The 18,395-nt window shown below is 40.7% G+C and carries 10 protein-coding genes; 9 read left to right on the forward strand and 1 reads right to left on the reverse strand.

The features are described from left to right. The first annotated feature begins 236 nt into the window (after positions 1-236). From H5201_RS08655 to H5201_RS08690, 8 genes are all read left to right on the forward strand, one after another. Positions 237-3,260 carry a TonB-dependent receptor gene (locus H5201_RS08655; RefSeq protein ID WP_182784257.1) on the forward strand — a complete coding sequence of 1,008 codons (3,024 nt, stop codon included), beginning with the start codon at positions 237-239 and terminating at the stop codon, positions 3,258-3,260. A 241-nt stretch (positions 3,261-3,501) separates the two neighbouring features. Further along, complete coding sequence (locus tag H5201_RS08660; protein ID WP_182784259.1) at positions 3,502-4,971, forward strand: glycoside hydrolase family 28 protein; 1,470 nt, start codon at positions 3,502-3,504, stop codon at positions 4,969-4,971. A gap of 22 nt (positions 4,972-4,993) precedes the next feature. Continuing rightward, positions 4,994-5,617: a bifunctional 4-hydroxy-2-oxoglutarate aldolase/2-dehydro-3-deoxy-phosphogluconate aldolase gene (eda, locus tag H5201_RS08665; protein WP_145239081.1), complete on the forward strand. Its 624-nt coding sequence runs from the start codon at positions 4,994-4,996 to the stop codon at positions 5,615-5,617. 91 nt (positions 5,618-5,708) lie between these two features. Further along, entirely contained in the window at positions 5,709-7,157 is a 1,449-nt protein-coding gene (gene uxaC, locus H5201_RS08670) for a glucuronate isomerase (protein ID WP_182739305.1), read from the forward strand. A 49-nt stretch (positions 7,158-7,206) separates the two neighbouring features. Beyond that, a complete protein-coding gene (locus tag H5201_RS08675; RefSeq protein ID WP_182784261.1) occupies positions 7,207-9,750 on the forward strand; it encodes a glycoside hydrolase family 88 protein in 2,544 nt (847 codons plus the stop codon). Between the two features lie 106 nt (positions 9,751-9,856). Next, positions 9,857-11,071 carry a glycoside hydrolase family 105 protein gene (locus H5201_RS08680; RefSeq protein ID WP_259399672.1) on the forward strand — a complete coding sequence of 405 codons (1,215 nt, stop codon included), beginning with the start codon at positions 9,857-9,859 and terminating at the stop codon, positions 11,069-11,071. 3 nt (positions 11,072-11,074) lie between these two features. Next, positions 11,075-12,742 (forward strand): glycoside hydrolase 43 family protein, encoded by a 1,668-nt coding sequence (locus H5201_RS08685; protein ID WP_182784263.1) that lies wholly within the window; start codon positions 11,075-11,077, stop codon positions 12,740-12,742. Positions 12,743-12,748: 6 nt separating this feature from the next. Then, positions 12,749-13,705: an alpha/beta hydrolase gene (locus tag H5201_RS08690; RefSeq protein ID WP_182784265.1), complete on the forward strand. Its 957-nt coding sequence runs from the start codon at positions 12,749-12,751 to the stop codon at positions 13,703-13,705. 68 nt (positions 13,706-13,773) lie between these two features. On the opposite strand, the gene H5201_RS08695 is transcribed toward H5201_RS08690, so the two are convergent. After that, positions 13,774-15,201 (reverse strand): polysaccharide lyase family 1 protein, encoded by a 1,428-nt coding sequence (locus H5201_RS08695; protein ID WP_182784267.1) that lies wholly within the window; start codon positions 15,199-15,201, stop codon positions 13,774-13,776. Positions 15,202-15,391: 190 nt separating this feature from the next. Between H5201_RS08695 and H5201_RS08700 the strand changes: the two genes are divergently transcribed. Next, the gene (locus H5201_RS08700; protein ID WP_182784269.1) at positions 15,392-18,355 is read left to right on the forward strand and encodes a TonB-dependent receptor; all 2,964 of its coding nucleotides are present in this window, start codon (positions 15,392-15,394) and stop codon (positions 18,353-18,355) included. Positions 18,356-18,395: the final 40 nt, after the last annotated feature.

The following is an 18,395-nucleotide window of genomic DNA, read 5'->3' on the forward strand; positions in this document are numbered from 1 at the left end:
TTAATGATGAATAATGTTATGTTTTTCATTTGACTTCGCATCAATAACGCTATATTTTTCATTTTGTGCCACCGGTAGCAAGCCATTTCATCAAACACTTTGCTACTTGCTTTCTCGTTGTTTTTCCCATTATGGATTATGAGGTTAGGTGCAATAAAAATCAGAACAAGGACATGACAAACACTCTCTTTTAAGTCATGTTAACTTAATAACAATAAGTAGAACGTGGAACCACTATGACAACCAGCACACACAATTTTAAACTTAGTAAGTTAATGACCAATTTAATACTCAGTGGCGCATTGACCAGTGGCTTAGCATATGCAGCCCCTCAAGATGAAGCTGTTGCTGATGATCAACTTGAAGTGATCGAAGTAAAAGGTTTTCGCGGTAGTATCAATGCCGCTTTAATGTCTAAGCGTGAAGCCGTAGGCACCCGTGAAACCATCATTGCAGAAGATATTGGTAAATTTCCTGACTTAAATGTGGCAGATTCTCTTTCACGCGTACCTGGTATCTCTATTGAGGAGGATGCGGGTGAAGGTCGTCAAATTACCATTCGCGGTTTAGGTTCTCGTTACGTTAAAACCACAATTAATGGCATGGAATCAGCATCTGCTGGTGCTGCTACTGATGCGGCTGGTGGTTCTAATACCTCTCGTGCTTTTGATTTTAACGTATTCGCATCTGAACTGTTTACCCAAATAGATATTAATAAAACCGTTTCTGCTGAACTTGAAGACGGTGGCATCTCAGGCAATGTTAACTTACAAACGGCGCGTCCATTTCAATATGATGGCTTTAAAGGCGCTTACAATGTCAATGCTCGTTATAGTGATGTTGATGAGGATGTATCGCCTCGTGCTTCTTTTATGCTCAGTAATAACTGGGATAATAAGTTTGGTGTACTTGCCTCTATTGCATACTCTGATGGCACAGTACAAAGTGAAGGCTCTTCAACTGGACGTTGGACTGTAAACAATCCAAGCTTTGTCGAAGATGGTTTACCTGTTGGTCAAGGCGGCTCAAATTATCTTACCGTAGCACCGAAAACATTACTAATGCCAAACGGGAATTACACCAATGAAAATTTAGATGGATTATATTTACCGCGTATTCCTCGCTATTCATTGTATTCAAAACAACAAAAACGTCTTGGTGCAACAATTGCTTTTCAATATGCGCCTACTGATGATCTCTCATTCAACTTAGATGTGTTGCATGCAAGCTTGGATAATGATTCTGAAGAATATCACTACGAAGTATTATTACGAGATCAAAAAGATATCGTCCCTGAAAACATTTATGTCGATGCCAACAACACCATAGTCGCAGGTGCATATTCAAACGCCATTATCCGTTCAGAAACACGCAAAGATACATCTGAATCAACTTTTGATCAAGTTAGCTTTACTGGAAATTGGTTTATTAACGATCGTTTTAAAATGAACTTCCTAATAGGCCAAGGTAAATCAGATTTAGACATTCCGAATATGACCACCTTTGCCCTAGATAGTAATCAATCTACCGTGGCCTATAGTTTTGATAGTAATATAGACCCATTATCATTAATTAATAACCCGGGCGGACAAGCGATTGGTAGCGGTGAGTTAAACACTAATATGCCATCATTTGCATTTGCCGCAGGTCAGGCACCTGGCGGGAATTATAGTAAAGATGAAATAGCGTCGGTGATGACAGATCCAACTAATTACACCGCTGGTTTAGTACGTAATCGCTCGCAAACAATTGAAAGTGAAAACAAAACTATTAGAGTTGATTTTACATACGAGATTAACGATGAATATACGGTTAAGTTTGGTGTTGGTCAGCGTAGTTTTGAAACAGAACAACAATATAATTTAAATAACTGGAAAGACATCAATAGAGAAACAAACAAAACATCAGGCGCAATAGCAGAAGAGCGTGTTATATCGCTAGATGCAGCCCAAATTGATGGCAGCTTGTTTAATACCACTTTAGATAAACAAGGTGTAAGTTTTGGTAACAACGCTTCAATTCCTGGTTCATCAACGCTTAACAGTAGTACTTGGTTAGCACCTGATTATAATGCCATGTACAACGCCTTTGCTGGGGCAGACTTTTTTCAAGCCAAAGAAGATTTTAGACGCACTTATTATATTAAAGAAGAAGTTGCTACAGCATTTGTCCAGTTAGATTTCAGAAACTACATATTTGATAAAGAGCTACGTGGTAATGTTGGTGTGCGTTATGTTGATAACAAAAACACCAGTCGTATCGTAAATTTAGATCATATTTACAAAGATGGTTTCACTGCGGGACGTGGCGACGGTGCAAACTATGCTGCAGGTTATGGTTGGCGTGAGTCTGTGAGTGAAGGAGATGAATGGCTGCCATCATTAAACCTTGCTTACGATATCACTGAGGACTTAGTCGGTCGCTTTAGTTATTCACACGCAATTACTCGCCCAAAATTATCTGATTTACGTTCTTCAATCAGTATTAATACGCCGAGTATTGATGATCCATCAGCGACAATTAAGATGGGTGCAGGCCCGTCACTCAAGCCTTATAAAGCGAAACAATATGATGTTGGTTTAGAGTGGTACTTTGCTGAAGAATCGCTGCTTGCAACATCACTGTTTTATAAAAATATTTCGGGTTTAACAAAAGCAAGTTCTGAGCAAGTTTTATCACAAGCCGATCTTGATAGACTTGGTATCGACCTTGGCGACACAGATCCTAGCACTGTGACTTGGCAAGTATCGCAACTTGTCAATACCGATGCTGAAGGCATGTGGGGCGCAGAATTTATTTATCAACAGCCTTTTACCTTCTTGCCTGAACCATTTAATGCCTTAGGTTTACAAACTAACTACACCTATATTGATTATACACGTGATATAGAAGACCCATTTTATGGCACGCAACTTAACTTAGTAGAAGAAGAAACATCAAAGAACACATACAACATAACCTTGTACTATCAAGTAGACGATTGGTCGGCTCGTTTTTCTTATAACTACCGAAGTGGCTATAACAAACAATATTTAGACGAATATAAAGATGAATCAACCTTTGTGCGTGGTTATGATGCAAAGGCGAAGCTTAATTTCTCTGCCCGCTACAAGTTAACAGAGAAAATGAGTGTTTCATTTGAAGCCGTTAATTTAACAGATGAAAAACAAGATATGTGGAATGATATTTACACGCCACGCCCTTACGAAAACCTTTCATCAGGTCGCCAGTTTTTAGTGGGTGTAAGGGGCACTTTCTAAACTTAATCAACACATAGCCTCGTTAACTGAGGCTATGTCTGCAATATAATACTCTCCCCCGTGCATAATCGATGATTTTTACTATCGATTATTTTATTAGTCACTAATTTTAAATAACTTTTTCAAAAACAATAAGTCTTTGAAAATTTAAACTTTGTAGTAAAATCACATTGCCACCGGTGGCAATAACTGCTAATGTTAACCTATTATAATAATTCCAATTACAGCAGCAGGATACAAGATGAATAATCAACGACGCTATTTTCTTAAAGCATTAGCTTCTAGCACTTTGGTAACAGCAACTTTAATGGGCTGTCAGTCAGCGCCTTTGCTCAATGTTTTTGAAGCGCCTATTAGCGCAGACGATTGGCAAATGGCTGAACATATAAAAGCTAAGATAGTCGTCCCAACCTTCCCTGCTAAGCAATTTAATATTAAAGACTTTGGTGCAAAAGAAAATGGTCAACATGATTGTACACAGGCCATTAAAAACGCCATTGAAGCCTGCCACGCACAAGGAGGTGGTCAGGTCTACATTCCAAATGGCACCTACTTGACCGGTGCCATTCATTTACTTTCTAACGTAAATTTACACTTGGCTGATAAGGCAATATTAAGTTTCAGCACTGATCCTAATCATTACTTACCAGAGGTATTTACTCGCTGGGAAGGCTTAGAAATGATGGGCTACTCACCACTGATTTATGCTTATGAACAAGAAAACATTGCCATCACAGGTAAAGGAACACTGCAAGGAAATGGTGATAACCAAACATGGTGGCCTTGGAAGGGACCACACAAGGAAGGTCATTGGGATTTAATTAAAGATAGCCAAGGTAAAGTATTGCACCAGCGTGAAGCACGTGATCAGTTAATGGTTGATGCCGAAGCTGGTGTGCCTGTCAGCCAACGTATATACAGTACTGGTGCCTATTTACGCCCTCCTTTTATTCAACCGTATAAATGTAAAAATATTTTAATCGAAGGCGTAACAATTAAAAACTCACCTTTTTGGTTAGTGAACCCGGTTTTATGCCAAAGTGTTACGGTTGATAACGTCAATTTTTCAAGCCATGGTCCTAATTCAGACGGCTGTGATCCAGAAAGTTGTGACCACGTGCACATTAAAAACTGTGTCTTTGATACCGGTGATGATTGTATCGCGATCAAATCGGGCCGAAATGCTGATGGTCGCCGTGTTGGGTTAGCATCGCAAAACATTGTTATTGAAAACTGCCATATGAAAGAAGGCCATGGTGGTGTTGTGATCGGCAGTGAGATATCTGGCGGTGTAAATAATGTCTTTGTGCAAAACTGCACCATGGACAGCCCCCACCTAGAGCGCGCTATTCGTATCAAAACTAACTCAGTACGTGGCGGTTTGATCGAGCATATTCGCATACGTAACATCGAAGTTGGCACGGTTAAAAATGCTGTTGTGATCAACTTTTTTTATGAAGAAGGCGATGCGGGACAGTTCGACCCAACAGTTCGTGATATTCAAATTGAAAACCTACATTGTAAAAATGTGTTGAGTAAGGCTTTTTACCTCAATGGCTTTGCACGCGCACCAATGAACGATATCCATTTTATCGACTGTCATTTTGACCAAGTGGGTGATGATTCTATTGTTGCTAATGTGAATAACATGAGCTTAACCAATGTCACTTTAAACAAACAGCCGTTAACTATGGCTCAATTACAAAAATAATAAGTATTAATAGGAAAATTGTATGACCGTGTTTTCAACATTATTAGGCAACCAACCTATATTGCCTATCATCCAAGCAAACAGTAGTGAAGAAGGTGTGGCTATTGCCACTGCAATGCACAAGGCTGGCATTCATTTAGTGGAAGTAGTGCTGCGAACGCCAGCTTCCCTTGACGCATTAATCGCGATTAAAAAAGCACTACCCGATTTATGCGTTGGTGCCGGCACGATTACTGATCAAGCATTACTTGCAAAAAGTCTTGCCGCCGGCAGTGATTTTATTGTTACTCCTGCGGTATCACCACGATTACTCGATGCCCTTAGTCAATCTTCTGTGCCCGTTGTGCCGGGTGTTTCAAACACCGCCGATATTTTACTTGCTAAAGAATATGGCTTTACTGAGCAAAAATTATTTCCTGCCTCTTTGTGTGGTGGCGAGCAGTTTTTAAAAGCAGTCAGCAGCGTATTTGCTGATATTCGCTTTTGCCCAACAGGTGGCATTAATGAACAAAACTTTAAAGACTATTTAGCACTTAATAATGTGATGGCTGTGGGTGGAACCTGGGTTGCACAACCACAATGGGTACAAAGTAAAGACTATGACAAAATCACGCAAGCCTGCCTTCAGGTACTAAACAACAACTAATTAACATATTGACTGCCATACGTTGTCAGTGTAATTTACCTTTACATGCCACCGGTGGCAATAAACAAGCAGAACAGTTAAGGAATCTTCAATGCCGAGCAATATCGAACCTTTAGAATTGCACCCAGATCGTTTATTTTCAAGCGATCCTAGCGTCGTTGCTATCGCTAGAAAGTTATATGAATCAATTAAAGACTTACCGATAGTTAGTCCGCACGGTCACACTGATCCACGTTGGTTTAATGAAAATGAAAACTTTGGCAATGCTACTGAGCTATTTATAAAACCCGATCACTACGTGTTTAGAATGCTCTACAGTCAAGGTATCCCAATGACTGATTTAGGAGTACCTGAGCATGGGCTGCAAGGCGATATGGCTCGTTCAAAAGCAGCTGATCCTGAAAAAGTATGGCAAATCTTTGCTGATAACTATCACCTGTATGCCGGAACGCCAAGTGGCTATTGGTTAGATGCGGTATTTAGTGATGTGTTTGGGTTTACTGAAAAACTTTGCTCGGAAAATGGTCAGCACTATTATCAAAAAATTACAGCTGCGTTAGCAACACCCGAGTTCAAGCCTCATGCACTGATGGACCGCTTTAATATTGAACTAATTGCCACAACAGAAGGTGCACTTGATCAGCTCCCGCACCACCGCGCAATTGCAGGCTCTGCAATGGCAAAACGTGTGATCACCACCTTTAGACCTGATGATGTGGTTGATGCTAGCCGTGAAGATTTTATCGACAACGTAATTAAACTTGGTGAGATAACCGACCAAGATACAACGACTTGGCAAGGTTATTTAGCGGCAATTCAAATACGTCGTGATTACTTTCGTATTGAAGGACGTGCAACAGCAACCGATCATGGCCACCCTACTGCATTAACTGCTGACTTACCTACCGCAGAATGTGAAGCATTATTTGAAAAATGTCGAACAGGCCATTCAACGGAGCAAGAGCAAGAATTATTCCGTGGCCAAATGCTCACTGAGCTTGCCGGTATGAGCATTAAAGATGGTTTAGTGATGCAAATTCACCCTGGCGCGCATCGTAATCATAACCAAGCGGTATTTGATCAATTTGGCCGTGATAAAGGCTGTGATATTCCAAGCCAAACTGAATACGTTAATGCACTCAAACCACTATTGAGTAAATACGGAAATCACCCTGATCTTAAAATCATCCTATTTACATTAGATGAAACGACCTATAGTCGAGAACTTGCGCCACTAGCGGGTCACTACCCTAGCCTCAAGTTAGGTCCTGCTTGGTGGTTCCATGACAGCCCCGCCGGTATGCTTCGTTTTAGACAGCAAACAACTGAAACAGCTGGTTTTTATAACACGGTTGGCTTTAATGATGACACCCGCGCATTTTTATCAATTCCAGCTCGTCATGATGTTGCACGCCGCGTTGATTGTCGCTATTTAGCAGAGCTTGTAGCAAATCATCAAATTAGCGAAAGTACTGCCCAGACTCTGGCTTATCAACTAACCTATGGGCTAGTGAAAAAAGCATACAATCTCGATAAATAACAATAATAGAGCCACTTAATTTAAGTGGCTCAACCATTGAGGACACACAATGACTTTAAAAACATCACTGTTATCAAAGCGCATTTTGATGGGAACAGCTCTAAGCTCTAGCCTATTATTGATTGCATGCCAAGACCATGCAGATCTTAAAACACCACTGCAAGCGAGCGAAACTAACTCCCTTGGAAGCGCATTAGTTGCTAAAGTGGACATTGTTAATCCATCTTCGTTTAAACGCCCTGACGAGCCTATCTATCTTAGCTATTACGATTTAGGTCTTAGCCAAACTGCTGCTTTAACTGTAAAAACAGCGCAGCAAGTATTACCAAGCCAAGCAGTAGATATTGATTCAGACGGTGAACTTGATGGTGTGTATTTTATTGTCGATTTAAATGATAAACCGATTGAAGTCACCATTACACAGCAAAGTAGCCCATCAATCACAGCACAAACAAAACGTGTTCAAGCTGATCTTGCCCATAAACAAGGTGGTCAATGGCAGCCTCATTCTCGTCCGCCAAAACACCAAGTTGGCACAGGTAAAAAAGAGTATGTAGGCGGTGAATTTAAAAATGTTAATGAGTTAACACCACCAGATTATTACACCGATCATTCAAATTGGATCCGTTATGAAGGCCCAGGTATTGAGTCGGATAAAGTCGGTTACCGTTTTTATCTAGATTGGCGTAATGGTTTTGATATTTTCGGCAAATTAACAACACAACCTGTGCTACATACTGTCGGCCTTGATGGTTATTCTTCGTATCATGACAAACAAGACTGGGGCATGGATATCCTTAAAGTGGGTAAGTCTTTAGGTGCTGGCGGATTTGGTTTGATGGGTAGTAATGATGAGCTGGAACATGTATCTGATGTTAGCAAACGTACAGCACGGATTATTGAAAATGGCGATTTACGCGCCAGTATACAAATTGAGTATCAAGGCTGGCAAAACAGCTATCAACAGCAAGATTTAATAGCCAATATTAGTATGCACGGCGGCTCACGTTTGGCACATGTAGAACTGAACACTGATAAAGATTTGCCTAATTTAGTGGCCGGTGTGGTCAAACACCCAGATACTGAGTTTATTCAAGGTGATCTGGATGCAATGAGTAATTATGGCTATATTGCCAGTTGGGGCAATCAGAGTTTAGATAAATCAGCTTTAGGTATGGCGGTATTTTTTAAAAAAGGTGATGTTATTGATGTACGCCAAGACAAAAATAACTACCTTGCAGTGCTTAAACCTAAAGGGCAAAATACACTGCATGCTGATTACTATTTTGCCTCTGTTTGGCAACCTGAAAGTGGTATCAACGATAAAGAAAGCTTTATTGAGTACCTTGATCAACAAGCTGAAAGATTGACAATTAAACCACGCATTACTTTGCATACCACAGTTACAGCAAAAAAAACGACGCAACCGCTTAATGATAAATTAGCCCTTGAATGGGCCCGCGCCCTTGCCGATTCAGAGCTGAAAAGAAAAACACTAGGCTATCATGCCAATGGCTGGGATGTGAACCGTAAGCGCAGCCCAAAGTTTGAATACGATATTATTGGCTTACAACCGTATGCTTACTACCAATTAGGGATGGCAACTGATGAGCAAACTTATAAGAATGTGATTGCCCAAGTTACTGGTAGCTTTATTGATCAACAAGGCAAAATCACCGCCTATAAACAAAGCAATTTTAACATTGATAACATTCCGCCTGGGCGTAATCTTATCCAGCTATACCAAGATACCCAGCAGCAACAATATTTATCTGCCGCAAAAGCTTTACGTGCACAATTACAGTTACAGCCACGTACATCACAAGGCGCATTTTGGCACAAAAACAAATATCAACATCAAGTGTGGCTAGATGGCGTTTATATGGGTATGCCGTTTTTAGCCCAGTACGGTAGCTTATTTGAAACGGGCCATCAGCAACAAGAAACCTTCGCCGAGGTTGTAAACGAATTTAAGCTCACTCGTGAAGCACTACGCGATCCAAAAACAGGGTTGTACTATCACGGTTGGGATGAATCTAAACAGCAAACATGGGCGAATAAACAAACCGGTGTTTCTGCAGAATTTTGGGGCCGTGGTATGGGTTGGCTCGCTATGGCGGTGGTTGATGTACTCGATTACATCCCAGCAAAAAACACAGAGCAACGCGATACCTTACTCGCTATGGTAAAAGAGTTGGCCACTGATATTGCCAAAGTTCAAGATACTGATACTGGCACATGGTGGCAAGTTTTAGACAAACCAACGGCTTTAGGTAACTACCAAGAATCAACTGCAACAGCCATGTTTGCTTACTTTTATGCAAAAGCACTTAATAATGGCTATATCGATGCTGATTATCAAGACACTGCCCTTGCAGCGTATCAAGGTTTACTTAACCAATTTACATTAGTACATAGCGATGGCACGGTAAGTATGACAAACCAATGCTATGTTGCAGGCCTTGGCTTTGGTCGTGATGGTAGTTATCACTATTATATGAGCGAGCCGGTCAGCAAAAATGATCCTAAAGGAAATGGTCCCTTCATTCTAGCAAGCCTTGAAGTAGCAAAGCTTCTAGCTGGTAACAACTAACCAGCCATAGATTATTCAGCCGGAAAGCAAAGTCCATCGCATTTTGCTTACCGGCCAAAACTCACTTCCCTTCAACAACATCAGCACACTAAGCTCATAAGGATTTATGATGCGTATAATCAAAATCAATAAAAACAGCGTAAATAAAAATATTTTTTCATTTTTGCTCTGCTGCTTATTCTGCTCAATAATGAATGTGTCTGCGCAAAATAATAACAACTCTCTGAGCTATGCCGTGCAAATGGCTAACTCTGAGATGATCCGTAATCCACAGGCCTACACCATTGATTGGCGCACTGAACCGCGCTGGGATTACACCCATGGCTTAGTGTTACTGTCATTTGCCAAGCTCTATCAGCATCAACCAGAACAACGCTATTTCAATTACATTAAAGAATATGTAGACGCGTTAGTAATGGAAGATGGCAGTATTAAAACCTACGTAATGAGCAAATATAATCTCGATATGCTCAATGCCGGCAAGTTACTGTTTTTTATGTTTGATGAAACAAAAGATCGTAATTATCGTCTTGCCCTCGATACTTTATATGCACAGTTCAAATTACAACCTCGCACAATTGATGGTGGCTTTTGGCATAAAAAACGCTATACCTCGCAAATGTGGCTTGATGGTTTATATATGGCAGCGCCCTTTTATGCCGAATATATCCGCCGCTTTGGGACAGTCGATCAGTATGATGATGTTATAAAACAGTTTGAATTAATTGAACAACATACTTATCGCAGTGACACCTCTCTACCTGTACATGGCTGGGATGAATCTAAACAACAGCGTTGGGCTGATAAAAAAACCGGACAATCACCTAATCATTGGTCGCGCTCTATCGGTTGGTACGCCATGGCAATGGTTGATGTATTAGATCAACTACCGAATGATCACCCTAAAAAAGCGTGGCTATCACAGCGCTTTAATACATTGATAGATAACATGTTAAAGCTGCGTTCTGACTCCGCTGTATGGTATCAAGTTACAGATAAAGGTGAATTAGACGGTAATTATTTAGAATCCTCTGGCAGTGCTATGCTCAGCTATGCGATTGCAAGAGCTGTTAATCAAGGTTACTTGTCTGATAGCTACCAAGTGATTGCAAAAAATACCTTTAATGCTGTAGTTAGCAACTTTATCAAACGTGAAGCAGATAACACCTTATCAATCCAACAAGTATGTGAAGTAGCAGGACTTGGCGGTAAACCATATCGAGATGGCAGCTTTGCTTATTACATCAGTGAAAATGTACGCGCGAACGATCCTAAAGCAGTCGGCCCTTTTATTCTTGCTAGTTTAGAAATGGAGAAATAACCGATGCTAAGCAACAAATACTATTTCTATTTAGCACTTTTTCTCGTTTGCTTAAGTAGCAGCCTAGGTTATGCAAAAGAGTCGCAATTACTATCGTCAACACACACTCAAAGCCCGTGGCAAGCAGATCTAGGTAATGGCGAATATAAAAACCCAATCTTGCATGCCGATTATTCCGACCCGGATGTAGTAGCTGTTAATGGCGATTATTACATGACAGCATCTAGCTTCAACTCTGCACCTGGCTTGCCTATTTTACACTCTACCGATTTAGTCAATTGGCAGTTAATAAATTATGCGCTGCCAATACAGCTGCCACAAGAGCACTTTGCAAAAGTACAACATGGCAACGGCGTATGGGCACCAACAATCCGTTTTCATGATAATAAATTTTGGATTTTTTACCCTGATCCTGATTTTGGTATTTATGTAACCACAACAGATGATCCTGCTGGAACTTGGTCAACCCCACAGCTTATTTTAGCGGGTAAAGGATTAATCGACCCGGCACCTTTATGGGACGACAATGGTAAAACCTACTTAATACATGCATGGGCAAAAAGTCGTGCTGGCTTTAATAATGTACTAACGCTGCGTGAAATGAAAGATGACGCAAGTTGGGTCAGTGATAAATTTACACACATTGTCGATGGTAAAAATCACCCTGGATATCGCACCATTGAAGGTCCTAAATTTTATAAACGTAACGGTTACTACTATATTTTTGCGCCTGCAGGTGGGGTAGATTTAGGTTGGCAATCGGTATTTAGAGCAAAAAAAATTACCGGTCCCTATGAAGCCAAAGTAGTAATGGCGCAAGGTAATTCAGTGATCAACGGTCCTCATCAAGGTGCGTGGGTTCACACCCAATTTGATGAGGACTGGTTTATTCACTTTCAAAGCAAACAAGCGTATGGTCGAATCACCCATTTACAACCTATGCGCTGGGACAATGATTGGCCAATCATAGGCATAGATAAAAATGGTAATGGAACTGGGCAACCGGTTTTACAGCACACTAAACCTAGAAGCAAAATTAACCCACAACCCGCCAGCATAGTGAACAATGATGAATTCAACAGCGCTGAGCTAAGCTTATTATGGCAATGGAATGCAAATCCAAGTAACAGCTGGTATTCACTGACAGACAACCCCGGCTTTTTACGCTTACACTCGCAGCAAATTACAGCACAAAACAATACTAATTTATGGTCAACGCCTTCATTGTTACTACAAAAAATTCCCGCAGAGCAATTTGCTTTTACGACCACATTGCAGGTCAACAAAACAAGCTCAGCGAGTTCCTCAGGACTAATTTTATTTGGTGAAGACTATGCATGGATTGGTATCAAAACATCTTCTACTGGCGAACAACAGCTAGTCTATGTGCACTGTTTTAATGCGAGAAAAGGCTGTAAAGAAAGTATCGTAGAGCAACAACCACTGACACAACCCTATCTTGAACTAAAAGTCGTTCTACAACCAGGCGCCACAGCCATTTTTAGTTATAGAACCGCTGCAAGTGCTGAGTTTCAAATTATTGGTGAACACTTCCAAGCTAAAAAAGGCCGCTGGGTAGGTGCTAAGTTAGGCTTATTTAGCCTGTCGCAAACTCCCGGCGCTAGCAGCTATGCCGATTTTGACTATGCCCGTTACGACACTTTGGATTAAATGAATATGCTAAAACATCAAACGTTGAACTTTTTTGCCGTATTATTGCTCTGTGTTCAGCCATGCATAGCAGCTGATTACACCGTTGAAAATACTTATAAAAAACTAATCAAACACTATCCACACATGCAGGTGCCCGCAACGACACTTCCTGACTCTGTAATCGCTCATAAAGCACTGGTTTACAAACAAACTAAAACCAGTGCACAGACTTTAGATATTTATCAGCAAACACAGCAAACACAAACGGCGCCTTTGATTATGTTGATCCACGGTGGTGGCTGGCAATCAGGTACCCCCGCATTAATGACAGCACTTGCAATTGCGCTGGTAGAACGTGGTTATGTTGTTGCCGCGCCCAGTTACCGTCTCAGCAAGGAAGCGCCTTATCCTGCAGCAGTTGAGGATTTAGTTGATGCGTTTCATTGGCTTAAAAATAATGCTGCTCAGTATAATATAGACAGCACTAAGATTGCTTTATCGGGCGGCTCTGCAGGTGGCCAATTAGCCGCGCTGTTAGCCTACAGCGGCGGAATTGTTGATAGCAGCGACACTAACTCCAAGCGATTTAAGGTCCAAGCGCTGATCAATATAGATGGCTTAAGTGACTTCACGTCCCCTGAAGCACTGCCTTTTGAAAACAACCCAGCCAAGGCCGTCACATCAGCCAGCAAGTGGTTGGGGGGTAGGTATGAAACTATCCCACAGCGTTGGCACGACGCATCGCCTATTTTCTATATTGATAAAAACGCGCCTGCAACACTTTTCATTAATAGCTCAGTGCCGCGCTTTCGTGCAGGTAGAGACAGCGCAATACAAAAGTTGCAACAGTTGCATATACCCAGTGAAGTTTACCAGTTTGATGATGCGCCGCATTCATTTTGGTTATTCCAGCCGTGGTTAACGCCTACGACCAGTGTTATTGATGACTTTTTAACAGCACAATTAGCTAAAACTCGTTGATCATTATTGTTTTAAAATTAAAGCCTTGATGAGTTAATGGTTATTTTAAGTCATCAAGGCTTTCTTTGTTAGTCGCTAAGCGAATTTAAGTACTGCTGCAAAACCTGCGCTGTAGTTGCATTTTTTAATTGCACCTGATGCTGTTTGAACCAATCATCCGCAACACCATCTTCATTAGCATCAACGATTGCAGGAACCCCTGTAAATTCCTGTTTATATGCATCCCAATTACCAATTAGCTCAAACTCATGATCAATCAAACCATTTTTCTTTATCGCGACACTATCAGCGAGCTGTTGATAAACAAGCGTATCAATACTGTCATGGAAATAGCCATGTGCATTACGACTTGCTCCTATATGTTGCCCTTTAATGGCATCACTAAATGCTTGCTTTGCACTAACATAAACCATGGTTGTTTGCATGGGTGATGTAATGATTGGTTTATCACTTAACCACTGGCTATTTTCATCACTGATAGTGCGTTTTGCTTTGACTGCTTTGCGATAATTTACACCTAAATAATTATGCTCAGTCAGTTGTGGGTTATTCTCAAGTACATTTCCCATAATATATGCCTGATTTTCTTTGATCTCTGGGGAATACCAAATATCAGCAAACTGCATGATCTTACTTGCTTTACCTGGTTTATAATAATTGTTGATCAAGTTAAAACGACCATTTTCTGATCCATAAACATTATTATGTCCCCAGTTAAAAATAATATTATTGATAAGCTCAACAAACTCTTCATCTTGTGCATACGGTGATTTAAGTCTATGACCATTGAGCCTAGGCGTTCTACTGGCATGATTGGCAATTATATTATTAATAAAGCTCGCATTTGCCCCGCCCCAAATGCCACCATAGCCATGATCGCCTTTAGGGTGAATTGAATGGCTTAAACTATGTGAAATAATGGAATTTTGTAATGTAAAGTTACGGTTATTATAGAAACTCGCAGTTTCATCCACTGACCAACTCAATGAACAATGATCAATAATGACATTCTCACTGTTACGTACCGTTAATGAATCATCAGCATAACCAAACGTACCTAAGCGAAAGCGCATATAGCGGATAATCACATTATCTGCGGATGAGACCGTCACAGGTGCACCAACAATGGCAATCCCACCTGGCGAACTTTGCCCCGCGATGGTGATATTACCATGTGAGATTTTAAGTTCCCCTGCCAATTTGATCACACCCGATACCGCAAATACGACAGTGCGAGGATGTTTTTGCACAATTGCATAGCGAAGGCTGCCTGGTTGGGGCTTATCTAAATTATCTTCCAATGTAGTCACTCTATAAAGCGTGCCATTAACTCCCCCTGTTGCGTATTTACCAAATCCTTTTGCCGTTGGAAAAGCCAATGTTGTATTGACTTGTGCAGCGTATAAATTAGTCGAAACAAAAACCGTCAACACAGTAATGATGCTTAGTATTACGATATTGAGATAGTTTAAATTATTATTCTTCAGAACTTGCATAATGTTCCTTGGCTATTTCGTTTTTAATGCTGGTTAAAATAAAAAATTGTCAATATGTAAATTGACAGTTTCATTAATACAGTGTTAACTTCATGTTATTCCATTTTGCCACCGGTGGCAAGTTGGGATTTGAATCAACGGGAATCGCATATCTTGCACACACAATTATAAGCCTGAAAAAGGAACAAAGATGAAGAGCATGAGATTAAGCACGATCGCAGCAGCATTAATGGTAGCTATGCCACTTTATGCGCAAACAACTGATCCTGCACAGCCAAAGGTAGAGAATGACAAACCAACAACAAGCGCCGAGAAAACAGCAGCTAAAAAAACCGTAGAAGCTGAAGATGATATTGAAATCATTGCTGTAACAGGCGTTTATCAAGCAGATTTAAAAGCACGTGCCATGGAGCGCGATGCTAAAGCGTTTAGCTCAGTGATTGCCACGGATGACATGGGAAACTTTGTTGATCAAAATGTCGCAGAGTCATTACGCCGTATTCCTGGTGTCACTTTAGAGCGCAGTGAAGGTGAAGGAAAATACATTGCAGTACGGGGGTTAGGTCCTAAATTCGTATCGGTGAGCATGAATGGTGCAGAACTATCTGGTGCGGGTGATGAACGTAAAATTGGCCTTGATGGTATCACTAGTGATTCATTAGGAGCCATTGAAGTATTTAAAACCCTTACCCCTGATATGAATCTAAATTCGATAGGTGGCGCAGTAAACGTCAAAGCTATCTCAGCATATGACCGTGGTAAAAACACCCTAAAAATGAAGCTGCAAGATTCATACAGTGAACTCAGAGAAGAACACTCGCCGAAGTTTAGCCTTGATGGCACACAGCTATTCTTAGACGAAAAAATAGGCGTTGGTTTTGCACTTTCTTATGAAGATAGGAAAACTCAAGTAGATGAGGTACGCCATCATAGCACTCGAGAATTAAACTTTTTACAAGGTGGCATTGGCCTCAGTGAAGAGCAATTAGGTGTTGCACCAGAAATATTGATCCCCGCGCAACTCGAAAACCGCCGTGAAATTGCTGATCGAACACGTACCACCGCAACTTTAAATGTTGAGTTTAAGCCAACCGCAGACAGTTTTTATTACATACGAGGGAACTACTCTAATTACACTGATGATGACGTTGCACAAAGAGAGTTTTATAACTTTTATAATGGCGACCAAGCCGATGAAATTATTTATGTAAATGCTGATACAAAAGAGTTTGCCCTGTCTGATATCGATATTTATAACCAATTTTTCATTCAGGAAGGTGAAACGACTACAACCAATTACAGTATCGGTGGTGAAAACTATATTACCGACACTTTACGCGTAGATTATGAATATGCGTATTCAAAAACAGATGATAAATCAGTGGGGGATCGCCGAGTTCAGTTTCGTGAGCGTGAGAATATCGTTTACGGTCAAGCAACTAAAAACAATATTGTTGCACAGGTGCTAACTCCTGAAGAAGCTGCTGCCCTAGGTGGTTTTGCGTTAGATCCAGATAATGATGTTTTTGCCGGTGAAGCCGATGGTGATATCAGCGATTTATCAAATATGGAATACGACAACTTATTTATGGAAGACAGTGTCCGCACTGATGAAGTCACTAGTATCAAGTTAAACTTACAAAAAGACTTTGATTTTGAGTACCTTAATTTCATTAAAATTGGTGGCACTTATAACGAACGCGAACACTTCCGTGATAAAGATCGCTGGAGCTATGCAATAAACCCTATCGATTGTGGAACGGATGAAACCTGTATTACAGTCGCCAACTCAAATGTTACTGATTATAACTTTGCGGTTCCTGAGAGTGGCTTATTTACCTATCCTTTTGTTAGCAACGAAGACCTTGAGTACATAGTTGACTCAACTAAAATTACGCGCGACAGTGCCACCGGTGGCGAGGTGTCAATTGACAGCACCAAAGAAGACTATACCTTATACGAAGATACCTACGCAGCTTATATTATGACTGAGCTGCAGCTATCAGAGCAGGTCAGTGTTATTACCGGTGTACGCTATGCACATACCGAATTTTCATCAACCGGTTATATGTCATTATCAAATGATGATTGGAATTTTGGCGGTGATCACACCTTAGATATTTCGGTACCTTTACCTGAGGCATCCATTACCTACAGTGAATTTTTCCCAAGTATGCATATACGCTACGAACCAAATCCTGAAATGTTGGTTCGTACATCACTGTGGACTAGTTATACCCGCCCTTCGTTTAAGCAAGCGCGTGGTTATGCGCGTTTTGATAGTGATATTAGTTTATGTGATCCAACGACTAATGAATGCTACAACTCACCAGATGGACAAAGCGCAATTGATTTACAAGGCTATATTTTAGGGCCAGACAATGCGTTACAAGTAGGTAACCCAAATTTGGTGGCAATGACTTCGGATAACTTTGACGCTTCGTTTGGCTGGTATCCATCAAAAGAGTTATTTATGGAAGCTGCAGTATTTTACAAAAATATTGATAACTTCATCGTCGATGTCACCGGTATTCAAATGAGCATAGATGAGCTCCCGCTTACTTTACCTGTAAACCAAGTATCTGATTTTGCAATTCCTCAAGATCTTGCTCTAAATCAGGTTGATATCACCCTCAATGGTGATAAAGCCACAGTCTACGGGATTGAGCTTAGTTACAATCAGTTCTTCGAAAATGGCTTATTTTGGCAAAGTAATATGACCTTTGTAAAAAGTGAAGCCGAACTCGACGCCACTATTCGTCAAGACAAAATGCAGCTACCAGGCCAAGCAGATATCACCGGTAACATTGCTGTTGGTTGGGAAGATGAGACTTTCTCGTTACGCCTAATTAGTAATTACCGCTCAGATATCCTTGAAGAGGTTGGCTCTTGTCCAGTATCAGCTTCTGTATCAGACCCACATACCTGTAAGTCATGGGCTGATATATACCAAGATGATATCTTAACCTTTGATATGAAGGTGAAATATGATTTTACGAAAAGCCTCAGCGTGTATTTTGACGCGATTAACTTAACCGATGAAGCAGATTTACGTTATTTCAAAGGTAATGATTTATCCGGTGGTGAAATCCTCTATCAACGTGAAGATTATGGTCGTACGTTCCAGTTAGGTATGAATTATAAATTTTATTAACAGCTACTAATAATGAAAAACGTTAATTTCACACACAATT

Source organism: Pseudoalteromonas sp. SG43-6 (assembly GCF_014164365.1).
In the GTDB taxonomy this organism is placed as follows: Bacteria; Pseudomonadota; Gammaproteobacteria; order Enterobacterales; family Alteromonadaceae; genus Pseudoalteromonas; species Pseudoalteromonas rhizosphaerae.